Source organism: Jatrophihabitans sp., from assembly GCA_036389035.1.
GTDB lineage: Bacteria > Actinomycetota > Actinomycetes > Mycobacteriales > Jatrophihabitantaceae > Jatrophihabitans_A.
The window spans coordinates 109823-130707 of sequence record DASVQQ010000001.1; the positions used below are offsets into that span (position 1 = coordinate 109823).

Here is a 20885-nt window from a genome sequence, read left to right on the forward strand (position 1 = left end):
ACCAGCGGTTGTAGGAAGGTGGTGCTCAGCCGGCCGTGCGGGCCGGCACGTCGGTGGATCCGGCGTAGTCGTAGAAGCCGCGACCGGACTTGCGGCCGTGCAGCCCGGCGTCGGTCATCTGACGCAGCAGCGGACAGGGCCGGTACTTGCTGTCGGCGTAGTGCTGGTAGAGCACCTCGACGCTGTAGAGGACGGTGTCCACGCCGATCAGGTCCGCCGTCTCCAGCGGCCCCATCGGGTGCCCGAAGCAACTGCGGAACACCTCGTCCACGGCCTCCGCGGTGGCCACGCCCTCATACACCAGGTACGCGGCCTCGTTCATGAACACGTGCGAGAGCCGGTTGGAGATGAACCCGCAGGAGTCCTTGACGTCGACCGCCTTCTTGCCCATGGCGGCGAGCAGGCTCCGGGTGCGCTCGATGGTCTCGGCCGAGGTGTGGAACCCCGGGATCATCTCCACCGTCGGCTTCATCGGCACCGGGTTCATGAAGTGCACCCCGATGACCTTGTCCGGACGGCTCGTGACGGTCGCGACCTTGGCGATCGGGATCGCCGAGGTATTGACGATGAAGACGGTGTCCGGGCCGCACGCGGCGTCCAGCTCGGCGAACACCTCGCGCTTGATCGCCCAGTCCTCGGGGACGTTCTCGATGACCAGGTCGGCCTTGGCGACCGCGTCGGCGCCCACCCCCGTGCTGATCCTGGCCAGCACCTGATCGGCGTCGATCGCCGGACCGCCCAGCAGCCGGCTCATCCGGCAGTTGCGCCGGATGGTAGCCAGCGCGTCGGCGAGGATCTGCTCGCTGGTGTCGACCAGGACCACGTCGTGCCCGGTCTGCGCCAGGGCCTGCGCGACCCCGACACCCATCACTCCCGCTCCGATAACTCCGACCACACTCATGACTGCTCCGTCTCCGTACCTGTTAGGTCCTTGGTCTGCTGTTGGCCCTGCCGTGCCTTGCGGCGTCCGGCGGAGGCTTCCAGCCCTGATCTGCGTAGTTGGGCGCGTACCTGGCTGCCGTCCTCGCCGTCCCCGTTCGCCGAGCCGCCGGTCACCGCGTCGCCGGATTGGGCCGTCTCGATGACCCGGCCCAGCGCCGCGACGGTGGGCGCCTCGTAGAGGATGTGCGGCGGCAGCTCCACCGAGGTGAACTCGGCGCGCAACGCGGCCACGATGCTCACCCCCAGCAGTGAGTTGCCGCCCAGCTCGAAGAAGTTGTCGGCGGCGCCGACCTGCTCCAGCCGCAGCGACTCCGACCAGATGGCAGCGATCGCCGTCTCCACGGCGCCGCTGGGCTCCTGGTAGGAGGTGACCAGTTCCGGCCGCGGGTGCCTGGTGCCGCCCCCGCCGGACATCGCCGTCGAGGTCACGGCCGCGACCGTGAACTTCGAGCTGTAACCGACCATGGTCTCGAAGTCCTGGGTAGACACCACGATCCGCGGCTCGTCACAGGCCAGCACCCGCAGCAGCGAGCGCCAGCCCTCCTCGAAGCCGATGCCGATCCGGGCCCGGTTCTCGCGGAAGAAGTCCGCCAGGGTGTCGGCGTAGCCGGTGAGCCCCTCCTCCCAGGCGTTCCAGGTCCACTCGCCCCAGTTGATCGACAGCACCCGGCGGCCGGTTGCCGCCAGCTGGTAGGCGTAGCTGTCCAGGAAGGCGTTGCCCGAGCAGTAGTCCACCTGGCCCGGGCCGCCGCCGGTGGTCGAGGTGATCGAGGAGAACAGCGCCAGGAAGTCCAGCTCGATCTCATCGGGCTTGCCGATCCGCAACGCGTCGGCGATCGCCAGGGTGCCGGCGACCTTCGGGGCCAGCACCAGATCCAGCTCGGCCGGGCGCTTGAACTGCATCAGCCCCATCGCCGGCAGGCCGGCGACGTGCAGCACGCCGTGCAGCGCGCCGAAGCGTTCCAGAGCCAGCTCGACAGCCCGGCGGACGTCGTCGGTGCTGGCGACGTCACCGGTGACGATCTCGACCTCGGCGCCGTGCTCGAGCAGGCCCGACACCGCCGCCACCCGTCGCCGGGTGCGGTCATCGACCTTCCCGGACTCCGGGTCCGCGGCCAGGATCGCCGGCCATTGCGAGCGCTCCGGCAGGCCGTTGCGGCCCAGCAGGACCAGCTTGGCGGAGTAGTCCCGGGCCAGCCGCTCGGCCATCGCCAGCGCGATGCCGCCGAGGCCGCCGGTGATCAGGTACACCCCGCCCTCGCGCAGCACGTCGCCGCCGGCGCCCTGGGTGACCGGCGGGGCCACCATGCGGTGGTACTCGGGCAACCAGCGACGGCCGTGGCGCAACGCCACCAGCGCGTCGGCCTGCGGGCTCTGCAGTTCGGCCAGCAGGCCGGCGATCGCGGCCGGGCTCATGATCGGAGCCGGGTCCAGGTCGACCAACCGGCTGGTGACGTTCGGGTACTCCAGCGGGATCACCCGGCACGGGCCGGTCAGTGTCGCGGCGTAGGGCCGGGACACGTCGTCGTCGAGCACCTGCTGGGTGCCCGAGACCACCACGTCCAGCGACCAGGTGTCCATGCCCAGCTCGCCGGCCGCGCGGGCCAGCGCCACCAGGGTGTGCACGCCCTGGGACAGCATCACCTCATCGGGCGCGGACTCCAGGGCCCACAGGTGCACCGCCCGCGTCAACGGGCGGCCGGCTGAGCGCAGCTCGCGCAACAGCGCCAGGGTGTCCTCGACGTTGCCCGGCCGCACGGTGTAGCCGTCCTCGACGGCGGCGTAGCCGTCACCGGGGCGCACCACGTCCACCGTGGCAGTGCTCGGCAGCGTCCGGCGCAGCCGGGCCACCACCTCGTCGGCGGTGCCACCGCGGGTGTAGACCAGCCACAAGCCGGGTTGCTGCTCGGCGGCTGCCGGCCGCGCGGTCTGGCGCCACACCGGCAGATGCAGCCACTCGTCCTCGTCCAGCTTGGGCAGCGTGGCGATGGTGTCGAAGCTCATCTCCGACGGGGCCTGCGAGGCCGGCTCGGACTGGGCCGGCGCCGTTGCCGGCAGTGCCCCGGACAGCCCGCGCGGCGCGCCGTCGATCCAGTAACGCTGCCGCTGGAACGGGTAGGTCGGCAGCGGCACCCGGCCGGGCCGGAGGTCGAGCTCAGGCTCCTGCGCGCCCGGCTGCCGGTCGTGGTGGCTCACCCAGTCCAGCTCGACGCCGAGCAGCCACAGCCGGGCCAGGGCGTCGGTGAGGACCGCGTCGTCCGGGCGGTTGTCGTTGGCGGCCGGCAGCAGCGACAGGATCAGCGGCCACTGCCGGGGCTCTGCGCCCGCGCCGCGGATCAGCGCGCCCAGGGACTGGCCGGGCCCGACTTCGAGCACCGCCAGCTCCGGGTCGGCGAGCAGGGTCTGCGCGCCGGCCGCGAACTGCACCGGTTGGCACATGTGCTTGGCCCAGTAACCGGGATCGCAGACCAGGTCCGCCTCGGCGTACCCGCCGGTCAGGTTGGAGATGTAGCTCAGCTGCGGCGGGTTCAGGCGCACGTTCGCGGCGACCCAGCTGGTGAGCTGCTCGCCCACCTGCTCCAGCATCCGGCTGTGGAAGGCGTGGGTGGTGCTCAGCAGCCGACACGGGACTTCGGCCTTGCGCAGGTCCTCGGCCAGGGCCTGCACGGCCGGTACCGGACCCGCGACCACGGTGACCTGCGGCCCGTTGAAGGCGGCGATGTCGAGTTGCCGCTCGGACAGCGGGAACCGGGCCTGCAGCTGCTCGGCGGTCAGGGACACCGCGATCATCGAGCCGGGCGCGACGGTGGCGATCAGCTTCGCGCGGTGGCACACCAGCGCCACGGCGTCAGGCAGTGACAGCACGCCGGCCAGGCACGCCGCGACGTACTCGCCCAGGCTGTACCCGAGCATCACCTGCGGCTGCACGCCCCAGGCCTGCAAGGTGCGCGCCAGCGCGTACTCCACGGCGAACAGCGCCGGTTGCACCACCTCGGTGCGCTCCAGAGCAGCGGCCCGCGGGTCCTGCGTCGAGTCGGTGCGACCGAGCAGCGCGGCCAGCCCCGCCACCGCGCCGCGCGGGCCGGCCAGCAGGTCGAGCAGGTCGGTGTCGGGCAACTCCGGACTCAGCAGCGTCAGGCACTCCGCCAGCGCGGCGGCGAACACCGGCTCGCGGCGGTACAGCTCGCTGACCATGCCGGGGTACTGCTCGCCGACGCCGGTGAACAGCATCGCCAGCTGGCGGCCGCGAACGGCGTCCACCCGGCTCAGCAGGCTCGCGCCGCCGGCGCTCTCCGAACCGGACAGCACTCCGGCCGCCTCGGCCAGGTCCTGGGCCACCGCCACCCGGCGGTGCTCGAAGGTCTTGCGCCCGACCTGCAGGGTGTAGGCGACGTCGACCAGCCGGGCGCCGGCCACCCCGCCCAGATGCGCGGCGAGCCGGTCGCAGGCCTGGCCCGCGGCCGCGGCGGTCCGCGCGGACACCGGCAGCACCTGGTAACGGCGTGCCGTCGACTCCGGCGCCGCGCTCAGCGCGCGGGTCGGCGCCTGCTCCACCACGACGTGGACGTTGGTGCCGCCCATGCCGAGGGAGTTGATGCCCGCCATCGGCAGCCGGCCGTCCCGGGTGCGCCAGGGCGAGAGGTTGCTGTTGACATAGAACGGGCTGTTCTCGAAGTCGATCTCGGGGTTCGGGCTGGTGTAGTGCAGGCTGGCCGGGATCAGCTCCTCACGCAACGCCAGCGACGTCTTGATCAGCCCGGTCACCCCGGCCGCGCGGTCCAGGTGACCGATGTTGGTCTTGACCGATCCGATCGGGCAGTACTGGTTGTCGGTGGTCGGGCCGAAGGCGCGGGTCAGCGCCGCCAGCTCGATCGGGTCGCCGAGTTCGGTCGCGGTGCCGTGCGCCTCGATGTAGCTGATGTCCTCACCGGTGACACCGGCGTCGGCGAGCGCGTCCGCGATCACCCGGGCCTGGCCCACCACGCTCGGGGCGGTGTAGCCGACCTTGAGCGCGCCGTCGTTGTTGATCGCCGAGCCGCGCAGCACCGACCAGATGTGGTCGCCGTCGCGGATGGCGTCGGGCAGCCGCTTGAGCGCGACCACGGCCGCGCCGTCGCCGAACATGCTGCCCCGGGCGTTGGCGTCGAAGGTGCGGACGTGACCGTCGGGTGACTCCATGCCGCCGGGGCCGAAGGTGTGGCCCACCTTGTTCGGAACCCGGATCGACACCCCGCCGGCCAGCGCCAGCTCGCATTCGCCGTTGCGCAGGCTCTGCATCGCCAGGTGGGTGGCCACCAGCGAGGTCGAGCAGAAGGTCTGCACCGCGACGCTGGGCCCGTAGAGGTCGAACAGGTAGGACACCGTCGTGGTCAGGGCGTCCTTGTCGTTGCCCATGATGATCTCGTAGGTGCTGACGTCGTTGCCCAGCACCGCCTCTTCAGGCATCTGCAGCAGGTAGGTGCTGATGTTGGCGCCGCCGTACACCCCGACCCGTCCGCGGTGTTCTGCCGCGGCGTAGCCGGACTGCTCCAGCGCCTCCCAGCAGACCTCCAGGAACAGCCGCTGCTGCGGGTCGGTGAGCGCCGCCATCCGGGGGCTGATGCCGAAGAAGCCCGCGTCGAAGCCGCTGATGTCATCGAGCACCGGACGAGCCGGCACATAGCTGGGATGGGACAGCTCGAGCTTGCTGACGCCGGAGGCGAGCAGCTCCTCCTCGGAGAAGAAGCTGATCGACTCCACGCCGTTGCAGAGGTTCTGCCAGAAGGTGCCGACATCGCCGGCGCCGGGGAACCGGCCGGCCATCCCGACGACCGCGATCCGCCGGTCGTCGTCATCGACGGCCGACCCGGCCCGGTGTGAGCGGGTCGGCGCGGTCCGGGCGGCGGGCGCCAGGGGCACCGGCCGCACTGCCGGCAGGACATCGGCCGATGAGCCGTTGGCAGCGGTGGGTACGGCTGTCGTGGTGCGGGCAACCGGCTGGCCGGCAACGCTGCTGGCAGGCCGGTTGGCCAGGCCGCCGCCCTGCTGGTCCAGCACCGCCGCGAGCGCGTGCACGGTCGGCGCCTCGAACAGCGTCACCGAGGCGACCGCGACGCCGAAGCGCTTCTTGACCAGCGCCAGCATCTGCAACGCCAGCAGCGAGTTGCCGCTGAGGTCGAAGAAGTTGTCGCGGGTTCCGACCGGCTCGACACCGAGCACGCCGGCCCAGACCTCGGCCAGCGCTCGTTCGGTGGCGGTCAGCGGCGGGCTGTAGGGCTGCGGCAGCTCCGGACGGGGGAAGCGGCGGTCACTGGCCACCGGCTCCTCGATCGCCGAGGTCAGTCGGGGCAGCCGGGTGTCCAGCCCGGCCGCCGCGACCACCACGCTGGCCCGGGGCTGGGACAGCAGCCGGTCAAAGGCGCTCAGGCCCTGCTCGCTGGTCATCGAATGGGCCAGCATCGTCGCGCCGGTGCCGTCCTGGGCCTGCTCCAGGGTGTTGGCCCAGGTGTCCCAGCTGGCCGCGATCCACCGGGTCGAACCGGCGGCGTTGCGGCAGGCGATCGCGGTCAGCGCGGCGTTGGCGGCGGCGTAGCTGGCAAAGCCCAGTCCGCCCAGCACCGCCGAGGTGGAGGAGAACAGCACGCAGAAGTCCGGGGCCTGCTCGGCGGGCAGTTCGGCGAGCAGCGTCTGCAGAACCTGCGCGCCCCCCACCTTGGCCTCGAAGTGCACCGCCGTGGACTCGACATCGACGGTGCGCAGCGGCCGGAAGGTGTCCCGGCCGACCTGCGCCGCGGCGTGCACGATGCCGTGCAGCGGGCCGGTGGCCAGCGTCTGGGCGATCACCTCGCGCATCGCGTCGGCGTCACCGGCGTCGGCTCGCGCCAGCACCAGCTCGACGCCCAGCTCGCGCAGCCGTTCCAGGTCGCGCTGGCGCGGGTCGGTGGCGCCGGTCGGCGCGCCGGACCGGCTGGTCAGCACCAGCCGGCGGGCGCCGGCCCAGGCAAGGTGCTCAGCCAGCACCAGCCCGATCCCGCCGAGGCCGCCGGTGATCAGGTAGGTGCCACCGGAGCGCACCGGCACCGCCGGCAGGGCGGCCGGGTCGTCGGCGGCAGCGGCGAATTCGCGCAGGTGCCGCAGGCCGTCCCGGTAGGCGACCAGGACCTCGGTCGCCGGATGCGCCAGCTCGGCTGCCAGCGCGGCAGCGGCCGCGGTGGCGTCAGCCGCCGGGTCCAGGTCCACAGCGCGGCACTCGAGGTTGAGGTACTCCATGTTCGCCACCACCGGCAGCACCGCCACGGCGGCGTGCCCGGGCAACGGGCTCTCCCCCGGGTTGACCAGCTGGCCGCCGCGGGTGACCAGCACGACGCTGGCATCGCTGGCGCCGTCGCTGCCGCAGGCGTTGATCAGGTCGGCGATCATCGGCACCAGGTCGCGGCCGTCGAGCTCGGGTCCCCGGTCGAGCAGTCTGAGGTCCAGCACGGTGGCCTTGAGGCCGTCCGGTGCGGTTCGCACCAGCTCTGCCAGGCCGGACTCGTCGCGGGCCAGGACCGGCTCGGCGCCGTTCTGGCGCAGCAGGTTTGCCAGCGCCTGTGCCACGCCGTCGGCGCTGGCGCCGTCGGCCAGCAGGATGTGGCGCGCGGGAGCGGCCGCCGAGCCCGACAGCGGCGTGGGCAGCCAGCGCGGGGTCAGCAGCTGGACGTGGTCCTCGCTGTCCGGCCCACCGGCTCCGGCGCCGTCGGCGGCGACAGCGGGCCGTGCCACGGCGACCGGCGACAGCGCCGGCTGCTCGGCGGCGGCCGGGGCGTCGATCCAGTACCGCTCGCGCTGGAAGGGGTAACCCGGCAGGCCGACCTTGGCCACCGGCCGATCCTGCTGGTAGCCGGCCCAATCGACGGCTACCCCGGCCAGCCAGAGCCGGCCGACCATCTCGGTCAGCACCGTGCCGGCCGGGCGCGGGTCGCTGGCTGCCGGCAGCGAGGCCACCACCCGGCGCCAGCGCTCCTGCGCGCAGTCCTGGTGCCCGCGGGCCATCGCCCCGAGGGACTGCCCCGGACCGATCTCCAGCAATGCCAGATCACCCTGCTCCAGCAGGGTCTTCAGGCTCGCCTCGAACAGCACCGGGGCACACATGTGCTCGGCCCAGTACGCCGGGTCGGTGACCTGCTCGGTGGTGGCGAACGTTCCGGTGACGTTGGACAGGTACGGGATTGCCGGCGCGGCCAGCGGAATCCGCTCGGCGACCCAGGCGGTCAGGGTGTCCTTGATCGGCTCCAACATCCGGGAATGGAAGGCGTGGCTGGTGGCCAGCAGCCGGCAGGGCACCGACTCGGTTTCCAGGAACGCCCGGAACGCCGCGATCGAGGCCGGTTCGCCGGCGACCACCGTCAGCTGGGCGCCGTTGACCGCGGCGATGTCGATCCCATCGATCCCGGCCCGGCGCAGGCTCTGCGCCAGCTCGGTCGGCGACAGCGACACCGCGGCCATGGCGCCGGCCGGCAGCGTGTTGATCAGGGTGGCGCGGTAGGCCACCAGGGCCAGCGCCGACTCGAGGCTGAGCACCCCGGACAGACAGGCCGCCACGTACTCGCCGACGCTGTAGCCGGCCAGCACGGTGGGCTTGATGCCCCAGGACAGCACCAGCTGGGCCAGCGCGTACTCCACCGCGAAGGTGGCCGGCTGCAACCGGTCGGTCCGGTCTCCGGCCGGCGTCGCGGCGGCGCTATCGGGCTCACGGCCGAGCAGCCGACTGAGGTTGTCCGAACCCGTCAGCCGCGGCGCGAGCATGTCCTCCAGCGGGTCCAGCCCGTCCAGCCGCTCGATCAGGATCTGGCGGCACTGCTCCAGCGCCGACCGGAACACCGGCTCGTCGCGGTAGAGGTCAGCGGCCATGCCCGGGTACTGCTCGCCGGTGCCGGCGATCAGGAATCCGACCGGACGGTCGGTACGGGATTCGGTGCTGGCCAGCACCTGGCCGGTGTCGATGCCCTGCGCCGCCTCGGCGGGCGTCGAGGCCACCAGGACCCGGCGGTGCTCGAAGGCCCGTCGCCCGCTCTGCAGGGTGTGGGCGACGTCGCAGAGCCGGTCGCCGGTCGCGCTGTCGGCCAGGTGCTCGGCCAGGCCGGCGGTCCGGGCTTCGGCCGCGGCGGCGGTGCGAGCCGACCACACCAGCAACTCCGGACGAGCCGCCGGCTCGGGCCGCTCGGTGACCGGGGCTTCCTCCAGCACCACATGGGCATTGGTGCCCCCGATGCCGAACGCGCTGACGCCGGCCCGCCGGGTGCGCGCCGCCGTCCGCGGCCAGCTGCGCAGCTCGGTGACGACCTCCAGGCGGGCATCGCCTGCCGACAGCTGCGGGTTGGGAGTGAGGAGGTTGCGGGTGGGCGGGATCTCGGACCTGTGCAACGCCAGCGAGGTCTTGATCAGGTTGGTGACGCCCGCGGCACGGTCCAGGTGGCCGAGGTTGGTCTTGATCGAGCCGATCAGGCAGTCCTCGCCGGAGAACACCTGCTGCAGGGCGGCGAGTTCGGAGGCATCGCCGAGGGCGGTGCCGGTGCCGTGCGCCTCGACGTAGTCGATGTCAGCGGCGCCGAGGTCCGCGCTGGACAGCGCCTCGGCGATCACGGCTGCCTGGCCCTGCACGCCGGGGGCGGTGAAGCCGACCTTGCGGCCGCCGTCGTTGTTGACCGCCCAGCCGCGGATCACCGCGTAGATGCGGTCCCCGGCTGCAAGGGCGTCCGACAGCCGGCGCAGCGCGACCACGCCGACGCCGCTGCCCAGCACCGCGCCCTGACCGGAGGCGTCGAAGGCCCGGCACTCGGCGTCCGACGGGGCGATGCCGCCCTCGGAGTAGAGGTAGCCGACCCGATGCGGGACGTTCACCGCGACGCCACCGGCCAACGCGAGATCGCACTCGAAGTTGGCCAGGCTGCTCGAGGCAACGCAGACCGCGACCAGCGAGGTCGAGCAGTAGCTCTGGATGCTGAAGGCCGGACCGGTCAGGCCGAGGGTGTGGGCCACCCTGGTGGTGAGCGAGTCCTTGTCGTTGGCCAGCCCCACCACCATCTCGCCCATGGCGTTGGCCATCGGGTTGGGCATCAGGTTGTGCTGCAGGTAGGAGCTCCAGGCGCTGCCGCCGAACACCCCGATCGCTCCGTCGAAGCGGGTCGGGTCACAGCCGGCGTCCTCCAGTGCCTGCCAGTTGTGCTCCAGGTACAGCCGCTGCTGCGGGTCCAGGATCTGCGCCTCCCGCGGACCGACCCCGAAGAAGTCGGCGTCGAAGTCCTCGATGCCCTCGATCACCGCCGCGGCCTTGACATAGCTCGGGTCGGCCAGCAGGTGCTCGGCCACTCCGGCCTCGCGCAGCTCGGCGTCGCTGAAGCGGGTGATGCCAGACTGGCCCGCCCGGATGTTGGCCCACAGCTCGGCGACGTCGGCCGCGCCGGGGAACCGCCCGGACATGCCGACGATGGCGATGTCGGTGCTGGAGATCTCGAAATCGGTCTGGTCTGTCATGTCACCCGTCATTTCCGCGTGCCGGATCGAGCGCGACGCCGGCGCTGGCCTCGATCCGAGCTGGTGGTGAGCAGTTCCGCGACGGTGTCGTCATGGGCGTCGGTGCGCTCCAGGGCCGCGGCGAACTCGGCGATGGTCGGGTGCTCGAAGAGCACCGCGGGCGCGATCTGAGCGTCCAGCTTGCTTTCCACGGCGTGAACCATGGCCATACCGACCAGGGAGTTGCCTCCGAGGTCGAAGAACGGGTCGTGCACGCCCACCTGATCGATGCCCAGATAGGCCTGCCAGACCTCGGCGATGACAATTTCGAGCTCGGTGCGGGCAGCGACGTACTCGGTCCGCAGCCGGGGCCGCGGGAACCGCTGCCCGGGCGGGGCTGCCGAGCCGGCGCCGACCAGTGCGTCGATGTCGAGCATCGCGCCCCAGTCCCGGATGGAGTCCTGCATCGGCTGGCGCACCGCGACCACGCTGCCGCGCCCGGTCCGCACCAGGCGATCCAGGAACGCGCAGCCGGCCTCGTCGGTGAAGCCGAACCGCTTGCGGTAGGCGCCGGCGCGTTCGGCCAGGCCGCTGGGACGCCCGCTTGCCTGCCAGTCGTCGTGCTGCCAGGGGCCCCAGCCGACCGTCACGACCCTGGTGGACGGCGCGCTGGCAGCCAGCGCCGCGCCGTAGGAGTCGAGCACGGCGTTGGCCGCGCAGTAGTCGCCCTCGCCGATGCCGCCGAACACGGTGATCGCCGAGGAGTACAGCACCAGCAGTTCCGGACGCAGTTCGGCCGGCGTGCCCGGGCCCACCAGCTCGGCCAGCGGTCCCATCGCCAGCACCTTGGGCGCCAGCACGGCGCCGGCTCCGGCGACGCTCTGGCGCGCCACCATGCCGCTGGCCGGCGCGCCGGCCGCGTGCACCACACCGTGCAGCGCGCCGAAATGCTCGCGACAGCGGCGCAGCGCCTCGCGCAGCTCAGCGGGCACCCCGACGTCGGCGCTGAGCAGCAGCACCTCGGCGCCGGCCGCGCGCAGCTCAGCCAGCGCGCGGCTGGTCGCGGCGGCCCGATCGTTCGGGTTTGCCGTTGATCCCTCAGGTGATTCTGTTTCGACGGTCGGCGAGTGCGAGCCGCGGCTGACCAGGGCGAATCGGCGGACGCCGAGCCCGACCAGCCGGCGCGCCAGCGACAGTCCCAGGCCGCGGGTGCCACCGGTGATCAGGTAGACCCCGTCGGCACGCCATACCGGCTCGCCGGTCTCGGGGGTGGCCACCGTCGCCCAGTCCTGCAGCCACCGGCGGGCTCGCCGCCAGGCTGCCATCGTCGAGTACGGCTCGACCTGCTCGTGCAGCAGCTCAGCCGCCAGGTGGGCCGCCGCCAGCCGGGCTCCGACCGGCTCCGGGTCGATATCCACCCCGCGCCAGCTGAGGCCGGCGTACTCGTGCTGGGCGACCCGGGCCAGCCCGTGCACCGCAGCCCGGTGCGGCGCCGGCACGTCGTTGCCCAGCACCTCCACCCCGCCCCGGCTCACCGTCAGCAGCGCGACCCCGTCCCCGGCCGGCAGCTCGCCGAAGTTCTGGATCGCCAGCAGCAGGGTGTCGTAACCGTGCCGGATCGACTCGAGCAGCTCCTCGTCACCGGCGTAGCCGGCGCTTGCGGCGGCGCCCAGCAGGCTCCACAGGTGCACCACTCGCACCGGTCCCTGCCCGGCCAGCGCCGAGAACACCTCGCGGTAGTGCGCGGGCTCGCGCGGGTCGATGACCAGTTGGCGACCGTCGCGCCGCAACTGCTCGCCCGGATGCACCTCGAGCACCGGCGTGCCGGCGGCGGCGGCCAGTTCGGCCAGCGCCGAGCCGATCCCGTCGCGGTCGGCGAAGATCACCAGCGGCCCGGGCAGCGGCAGCGCCTTGGGCAGCGGGCCGGTGTCGTCCTGGCGCCAGGCCGGGGCGTAGCACAGGTCTGCCGGCTCGGCGGCGGCCGGCGCGGGCTGGGTCAGCTGGGTGGGCTGGCCGGCGTCGGACTCCGGCCAGAACCTGGTGCGCTGGAAGGGGTAACTCGGCAGCGTGACGATGCGCGCGCCGGGCGCCCGGGTGGCCGTCCAGTCCACTGGCACACCGAGTTCCCAGAGCTGGGCGCAGGTGGCCAGCAGCTCTGCCTGCTCGTCCGGGCGCTCCTGGGCGGTCCAGCGCGCGGGCAGGGTGCCCAGCAACGCCGTGCCGGCCGAGCCCGAGAGGTTCTGCCGGGCCAGGCCGCCCAGCGTCTGGCCGGCCCCGAGCTCGAGGAACACCTCGACGTCCAGGCTCTGGCAGTGCCGCACGCTGTCGGCGAACCGCACCGGGTTCACCAGGTGATCGGCCCAGTGCTGCGGGCTGGTGGCCTGCTCGTCGGTGAGCTGCACCCCGGCGCGGTTGGAGACGATCGGGATGCTCGGCGCCTGCCGCGGCACGCTGTCGACCAGCGCCGCCAGCTTGTCGCGGGCCGGTTCGAGCAGCGAGGAGTGGAAGGCGTGCGCGGTGCGCAGCGGCTGGCAGGCGATCCCGCCGGCGGTCAGCAGCCGGCCGATCTGCTCGATCGGCCCGGCCAGCCCGCTCAGCACCGTCATCGACGGGCCGTTGATGGCGGCGATGTCGACATCGGCGTCGCTGTCGGCGATGACCGCCCGGACGGCGTCCTCGCCGGCGGCGACCGAGAGCATCCGGCCGGCCGGCGCGGCGGCGATCAACCGGGCCCGTTCCACCACCAGGTACAGCGCGTCGGACAGCGTGAACACCCCGGCCAGGCAGGCCGCGACGTACTCGCCGAGGCTGTAGCCGACCAGCACGTGTGGCCGGACGCCGCGGTGTGCCAGCAACCGCGCCAGCGCGTACTCGACCGTGAACATAAAGGGATGTGAGACTTCGGCGTGCTCACCGGGTTCGGCCGACGGCTGGTCGCCGGTCCTGCCCAGCAGGGCGGCAAGGTCACCGGCGGCCGGCAACTGCCGTTCGCGCGGGAAGAACATCGGGGCCAGGTCCACCCCGGAGCGCTGCTCCAACAACGCCATGCACTCGTCCACCGCGGCGGCGAAGACCGGCTCGCCGGCGTGCAGCTCGCGACCCAGGCCGGCGTACTCGTCACCGACCCCGGCCAGCAGGAACGCCACTCGCGGGCGCGACCTGGCCCGGCCGGCTGCCGAGCCGGTCACGGCAGCCGCGAGGCGCCCGACGGCGTCGGCGGTGTCGGTGCAGACCAGCGCGCGCCGGTAGTCGTGCTCGGTGCGCCCGGTGCTCAGGGTGTGCGCGACGTCGGCCAGCGCCAGCTCGGGCTGCTCGGCCAACCGGTCGGCCAGCTGCGTGAGCTGGGCCCGCAGCGCCGCCTCGCTGGCGCCGGACACCGGCAGCGCGTACGCCGCCGGCGCGAGGCGGTCGGCCGCCGGCTCGGGCTGGTCGGCCGCCGGTTCGGGCTGGTCGGCCGGCTGCGCGGGCGCGGCCCGCACCACCAGGTGCGCGTTGGTGCCCGACCAGCCGAACCCGCTCACCCCGGCGACCGACCGGCCGCCCTCGGGTAGCCAGACGGAGCTGGTCAGCGGCTGGATGGTGCCGTCCTGCGGCACCGCCGTGGCCGGCTGGTCGGTATTGAGGTTCGTCGGCGCCTGCCCGTGCTCGAGCAGCAGCACGGTCTTGATCAGGCCGGCCACCCCGGCCGCGGACTGGGTGTGGCCGATGTTGGTCTTCACCGCGCCGACGTGCAGCGGCCGCCGGGGGGACCGGCCGCCGAAGACGTCGTGCAGCGCGGACAGCTCGATGGCATCGCCGAGCCGGGTGCCGGTGCCGTGCGCCTCGACGTAGTCGACCTCGTCCGGGTCGAGCCGGGCGTCGGCCAGCGCCTGGCGGATCACCTGGACCTGCGCGCCGCGGCTGGGCGCGCTCAGGCCGTTGCTGTGCCCGTCCTGGTTGACCGCCGAGCCCAGCAGCACCGCCCGGATCCTGCTGCCCTCACGCAGCGCGTCGGACAGCCGCTGCAGGACCACCAGGCCGGCGCCCTCGCCCAGCACGTAGCCGTCGGCGTCGCTGTCGAAGGTCTTGCAGCGCCCGTCGGCGGCCAGCATCGAGGTCGCGCAGGTCTGCACGTAGGTGTCCGGGTGCATGATCAGGTACGCCCCGGCCGCGACGGCCAGGTCGCAGTCGCCGCGGCGCAGTGCCTGGGCCGCCAGGTGCACCGCGACCAGCGAGGACGAGCACGCCGTGTCCAGGGTGATGGCCGGCCCGCGCAGGTCGAACTGGTAGGCCAGCCGGCCGGCGATCACACTGGGCGCCACGCCCTGCCCGAAGTACGGGTCGCGGACGACGTCCTGGCCGTACTTCTCGATCTGCAACCGGCCGTACTGGCTGGAGTCCATCAGCCCGACCAGCACCCCGGTGCGGCTGCCGGCCACCCGGGAGGCGGCGAGGCCGGCGTTGTCCAGGCCCTCGCAGACCAGCTCCATGAGCAGCCGCTGGTGCGGGTCCATCCGCAGCGCCTCGTGCGGCGAGATGCCGAAGAACTCGGCGTCCCAGCCGGCGATGTCGTCCAGGAAGGCGCCGTGCTTGGTGTAGACGCCACCGACCACCCGGCGGTCGGCGTTGTAGTGCTGATCGACGTCCCAGCGCTCGGCGGGCACCTCGACGACCCCGCTGCCTCCGGTGCGCAACAACTCCCAGTAGTCCTCCACCGTGGCACCACCGGGATAGCGGCACGCCATCCCGATGATGGCCAGCGGCTCGTGCTGGCCGTCCTCGGTCTCCTGCAGCCGGCGGCGCGCCTCGGTGAGGTCGACAGTGGCGCGCTTGAGGTACTCGCGCAGCTTTTCCTCGGTCGCCATCAGGAATGCCTCTCAGGGGATTTCTCGGTTGTCCTACAGGGGAATGCCGGTTGCGGGGTGCGGTGGGCGCTCAGCCGCCGCACCCCCGTGCGGCGGTCATAACGCCGCGTCGATCAGGGCGAAGATGTCCTCGTCCGAGGCCAGGTCCAGCTGGTCGGCCACCGACTGCACCGCCTCGTCCACCGCCGCGTTGGAGCCGGTGCTCCAGCGGGCCAGGGTGCTCTGCAGGATCGCGATCACCTTGCCGCGGGCGGCGTCGTCATCGCCGAGCATCGTTCCCACCCGGTCCAGGCCGGTCCGTAGGGTCTCCTCGGCGGTCGGCGGCGCCGGCGCCAGGGCCCGGTAGAGGTGGTTGACCAGCGCCGCGACCGTGGGGTGGTCGAAGGCCAGCGTCGCCGGCAGCCGCAGCCCGGTCTCCAGGTCGAGCCGGTTGCGCAGCTCCACCGCGGTCAGCGAGTCGAAGCCCAGCTCACTGAAGGTCCGGTCCACGTCGACCGCGTCGGCGCTGGAGTGCGCCAGCGCTGCCGCCACGTGAGCGCACACCAGGTCGGTCAGCGTCCGCCGGCCCTCCGGCTCGGTCATGGCGCCCAGTCGCGACACCAGTCCCGAGCTGCCGACCATCGCCGCGGCGCCCACGGCAGCCCGGCGCGGCGCGCGCACCAGTCCCCGCAGCACCGAGGGCAGCGCGCCGTCCTCGGCGCGGGACTGCAGACCGGCGTTGTCCCAGCGGACCGCGACCATCAGCGATTCCTTCGAGACCATCGCCAGGTCGAACAGGCTCAAACCCTGCTCGGCGCTCAGCGCGGCGATGCCGAACCGGGCGACCCGGGCGATGTCGGCCTTGCTGAGGCCGCCGGCCATCGTCTCGCCGGCCCACAGGCCCCAGGCGACCGACACCGCGGGCAGTCCCAGCTGCCGCCGGTGCGCGGCCAGCCCGTCCAGCAGCACGTTGGCAGCCGCGTAGTTGCCCTGTCCGGCGTTGCCGACCACCCCGGACAGCGAGGAGAACAGCATGAACATCGACAACGGCAGGTCGCGGGTCAGCTCGTGCAGGTGCCAGGCCGCGTCGACCTTGGGCCCGAACACGGTGTCCACGTGCGCCGTCGACAAGCCCTCGATGGTGGCGTCGTCCAGCACGCCGGCCGAGTGCACCACGCCGGTCAGCGGGTGGGCGGGCGAGACCTCGTCAACCAGCTTGGCCACCGCGTCCCGGTCCGAGACGTCGCAGCCCGCCACGATGGCCTCGGCGCCCAGCTCTGCCAGCTGGCGCACCAGGTCAGCGGCGCCCGGCGCCTGCATCCCGCGGCGCGAGGCCAGCAGCAGGTGCTTGACCCCGTGCTGGCGGACCAGGTGCTCGGCTACCAGCGCGCCGAGGCCGCCGGTGCCACCGGTGATCAGGACGGTCCCGGACGGATCGAGGATCGGCTCGACGGCAGAACCGGATTCGGGCTGCGGCGCGACTGCCTGCCGCCGCGAGAGCCTGGGCGCCAGCAACGCGCCATGGCGCACCGCGACCTGCAACTCGTCGGCGGCCACCGCCCCGGCCAGCAGGGCCCAGTCGCAGAAGTCCTCTGGCACGTCGGCGAGCACGAACCTGCCCGGATGCTCGGCCTGCGCCGAGCGGACCAGGCCCCAGACCGATCTGCCGGCCACATCGGTGACCTCCGGGCCCACCGCGCCGCGGGTCAGCAGGACCAGCCGCGAGGACCCCAGCCGCTCGTCGCCGATCCAGCGCTGCAGCGTCGCCAGCACGTCGGTCAGCAGGTCACGGGCCCGCGCCGGCACGGTCTGGCCGTCCCCGGTGCAGGACAGGACCACGTAGTCGGGCGCCGGCTGACCGGCCGCCACCGCCAAGGACAGCTCCTCCGCGGTGCTGAAGTTGGTCAGCCCGTCGACCTGCTCGCCCAGGCTGACCCAGCGCGAGCCGTCGACTCCGGCCGCGACCACATCCACCCAGTCCAGGCCGTAAGCCACCGGGCCGGCGGCTTCGCCGGCCGAGATCAGCGACTCGCGCGACACCGTGCGCACCCGCAGCGACTCGATGCCGAACACCAGCCGGCCGGACACGTCGGCGGCCTCGACCACCACGTCATCACCCGTCGCCGCCAGCCGAACCCGCATCGAGGTCGCCATCGAGGCGGTCAGCTTCACGCCGCGGAAGGCGAACGGCAGCCGCAACTCCTCCGAGCCGTGCGCCAGCATCATCGGATGGAAGGCCGAGTCCAGCATCGCCGGATGGATGCCGAAGCCCTTGACCTCCAGGCCTTCGCCCAGCGTCACCTCGGCAAAGAGCTCCTGGCCAGAAGTCCAGGCCGCGGACACGCCGCGGAACGCCGGGCCGTAGTCATAGCCCAGATCGAGCAGGCGGCTGTAGCCCTCGGCGACATCGACAGCCGTCGCACCGGCCGGCGGCCAGGCGGTGGCCCAGTCACAGACCGCGCCGGTGATGCCGCCGGCGACCAGCACCCCGCTGGCGCAGCGCACCCAGTCGTCCAGGCCGGAGCGGGAGAAGACCCGCAGCTCGCGGGGCGCCCCGGGCTCACCGTGGCCCACCACGACCTGCAGGAACAACTCGCCCTCGGCCGGCATGACCAGCGGAGCCTCGAACAGCAACTCCTCGACGGTGTCGCAGCCCACCTGGGCGCCGGCCTCCAGAACGATGTCGAGCAGCGCGGCGCCGGGCACCACCACGGCGCCCGAGATCAGGTGGTCGGCCAGCCACGGGAACTCGCCGAGCGCGAGCCGGCCGGTCAGCACCACGGCGCCGGTGTCGCCGATCCGGGCAGCGGCGCCGAGCATCAGGTGCTCCACCCCGGTCAGCCCGAGGGCGGCCACATCCGGGCCGTGCGAGGGCGGCTCCAGCCAGAACCGCTGGCGGTCGAAGGCGTACACCGGCAGGTCCGGACCGATACCGGTGCCGGCGCTGAACAGCGCGGCCCAGTTCACCGTGACACCCGCGGCGCAGGCCTGGGCCAGGCAACTCAGCAACGCTGCCGGCTCCGAGCGCTGCTTGCGGTACAGGGCGATGATCGAAGCATCGGAGCTGGCCACGCACTGGTGCACCATTCCCGACAGCACCGCCTGCGGCCCGACCTCGAGGTAGGCGCTGATCCCGCGCGACTCGATGTGGGCGATGGTGTCGTGGAACAGGACGGCGTTGCGGATCTGCTCGATCCAGTACTCCGGCTGGGCCCAGGTCAGGTCTGCCAGGTCTCCGGCGTCGCTGCCGAGGTTGGTGGCGGCCGGGATCCGCGGCGGGTGCATGTCGGTGTTCTTCAACTCCGCCGCGAACTCGTCGATCATCGGCTCCATCAGCGGCGAGTGGAAGGCATGGCTGACCTGCAGCCGCCGGGTGCGCCGGCCCAGCTCGCGCCACTGCTCGGCCACTGCCAGGCAGGTCCGCTCGTCGCCGGAGACCACCACGCTGGTCGGGCCGTTGACCGCCGCGATCCGGACCAGGTACTCCTGGCCGGAGATCGTCGGCAGCACCTCGTCGGCCGAGGCCTCGATGGCCACCATCGCGCCGGGCGCCTCCAGCGCGTGCATCAACCGGCCGCGGACGGCGATCAGCCTGGCGGCGTCGGTCAGGGACCAGACGCCGGCGACGTGCGCGGCGGCGAACTCACCGACCGAGTGCCCGGCGACGCAGTCGGCCTTGACGCCGAGTGACTCCAGCAACCGGAACGCCGCCACCTCGAAGGCGAACAGGGCAGGCTGGGTGTAGCGGGTCTCGTTGAGCAGCTCGGCGTCCGGGGTGTCGGGTGAGGCCCACATGATCTCGCGCAGCGGCCGGTCCAGGTGCTGGTCGAGCTCGGCGCAGACCTGGTCCAATGCCTCGGCGAACACGGGGTACTGCGCGTACAGCTCGCGCCCCATGCCCGCTCGCTGGCCACCCTGGCCGGTGAACAAGAAGGCCAGCTTCGGCATCTCCCGGGCCGTGCCGTGCACGACGTCGGCAGCCGGCGCGTCGGCCAGGTACTGGCGCAGGTTGTCGACCAGGCTCTCCCGGTCCTCACCGAGGACGACGGCGCGGTGCTTGAACAGGGCGCGGCTGGCGGCCAGTGAGAGCGCCACGTCGACCGCCTCGGGCGTGTTGGCCGCGGTGACGAAGTCGAGCAGGCGCTGGGCCTGGGCGTGCAGCGACTTCGGGCTGCGCGCGCTGATCAGCCACGCCAGCGGGCCGGTGTGCCGGTCGCCGGCCACCGCCTCGACCGGCGCGCCGAGCTCCTGCGGGCTCTCTTCCAGGATCACGTGGGCGTTGGTGCCGCTGATGCCGAAGGAGGAGACGCCCGAACGGCGGGGCCGGCCGTGCTGCGGCCAGTTCTGCGCCTCGGTCAGCAGCCGGACGGTGTCGCCGGACCAGTCGACGTGCGGGGTGGGCTCCTCGGCGTGCAGGGTGGGCGGCATCACGCCGTGCTGCATCGCCATCACCATCTTGATGACGCCGGCCATTCCCGCCGCGGCCTGGGTGTGGCCGAGGTTGGACTTGACCGAGCCCAGCCACAGCGGCTGGTCCTTGAGCCGGTTCTGGCCGTAGGTGGCCATCAGCGCCTGCGCTTCGATCGGGTCGCCCAGCTTGGTGCCGGTGCCGTGCGCCTCCACCACGTCGATGTCGCGGGTGTCCAGGCCGGCGTCGGCCAGCGCCAGGTTGATGACCCGCTCCTGGGCCGGGCCGTTCGGCGCGGTCATGCCGTTGCTGCGGCCGTCCTGGTTGATGGCGGTTCCGCGCAGCACCGCGAGGATGCGCCGGTTGTTGCGCTGGGCGTCGGACAGCCGCTCCAGCAGCAGCACCCCGACACCCTCTGACCAGGCCGCGCCCGAGGCCGAAGCCGAGAACGCCCGGCACCGGCCGTCCGGGGACAGCGCCCGCTGCCGGCAGAACTCGGCGTAGGAGTCGGGGGTCGCCATCGCGGTGACCCCGCCGGCGATCGCCAGCGAGCACTCGCCGGCCCGCAACGCCTGGGCGGCAAGGTGGATCGCCACCAGCGAGGACGAGCACGCGGTGTCGACGGTCAGCGCCGGCCCCTCGAGCCCGAAGGTGTAGGCGATCCGGCCGGACAGCACGCTGCACGCGTTGGAGGTGAACAGGATTCCCTCGACCGAGGGCGGGATCGCGCCGATGAACTGCATCCCGTAGTCGTTGTACATGCTTCCGGCGAAGACTCCGGTCGAGCTGCCCTGCATCGAGGTGGCGTCGATGCCGGCGCGCTCGAAGGTCTCCCAGCAGGTCTCCAGGAACAGCCGGTGCTGCGGGTCGGTGGCCAGCGCGCTGCGCGGGCTCATCTCGAAGAAGCCGGCGTCGAAGTCGGCCACGTCGTAGAGGAAGCCGGCATGGCGGGTGTAGGACTTGTTCTGCGCGTCCGGGTCGGGGTCGTACAGACCCTCCAGGTCCCAGCCGCGGTCAGCGGGGAATTCCCCGATCGCGTCGGTACGAGAGGCGACCAGGTCCCACAGGCCTTCGGGTGACTTGACCCCGCCCGGGAACCGGCAGGCCATGCCCACGATGGCGATCGGCTCGTGGCGACCGTCCTCCAACTCCCCCAGCCGACGGCGTGCTTCGGTGAGGTCGACGGTCACACGCTTGAGGTACTCGCGCAGTTTGTCTTCGGTCGCCATCGGTCAAAGCCC

The 20885-nt window shown here is 72.7% G+C and carries 4 protein-coding genes; all 4 read right to left on the reverse strand.

Annotation, left to right across the window (positions count from 1 at the left end; genetic code table 11):
- Positions 1-25: 25 nt before the first annotated feature.
- On the reverse strand, positions 26-901 hold the full coding sequence (locus tag VF557_00495; protein HEX8078665.1) for a 3-hydroxyacyl-CoA dehydrogenase NAD-binding domain-containing protein: 876 nt from the start codon (positions 899-901) through the stop codon (positions 26-28).
- Positions 898-10434, reverse strand: coding sequence for an SDR family NAD(P)-dependent oxidoreductase (locus VF557_00500; protein ID HEX8078666.1), 9537 nt, complete (start codon positions 10432-10434; stop codon positions 898-900). The genes VF557_00495 and VF557_00500 overlap by 4 nt, the downstream gene beginning before the upstream one ends.
- An 8-nt stretch (positions 10435-10442) precedes the next feature.
- Positions 10443-15257, reverse strand: coding sequence for a beta-ketoacyl synthase N-terminal-like domain-containing protein (locus VF557_00505; GenBank protein ID HEX8078667.1), 4815 nt, complete (start codon positions 15255-15257; stop codon positions 10443-10445).
- A gap of 96 nt (positions 15258-15353) precedes the next feature.
- Positions 15354-20873: a type I polyketide synthase gene (locus VF557_00510; GenBank protein HEX8078668.1), complete on the reverse strand. Its 5520-nt coding sequence runs from the start codon at positions 20871-20873 to the stop codon at positions 15354-15356.
- Positions 20874-20885: the final 12 nt, after the last annotated feature.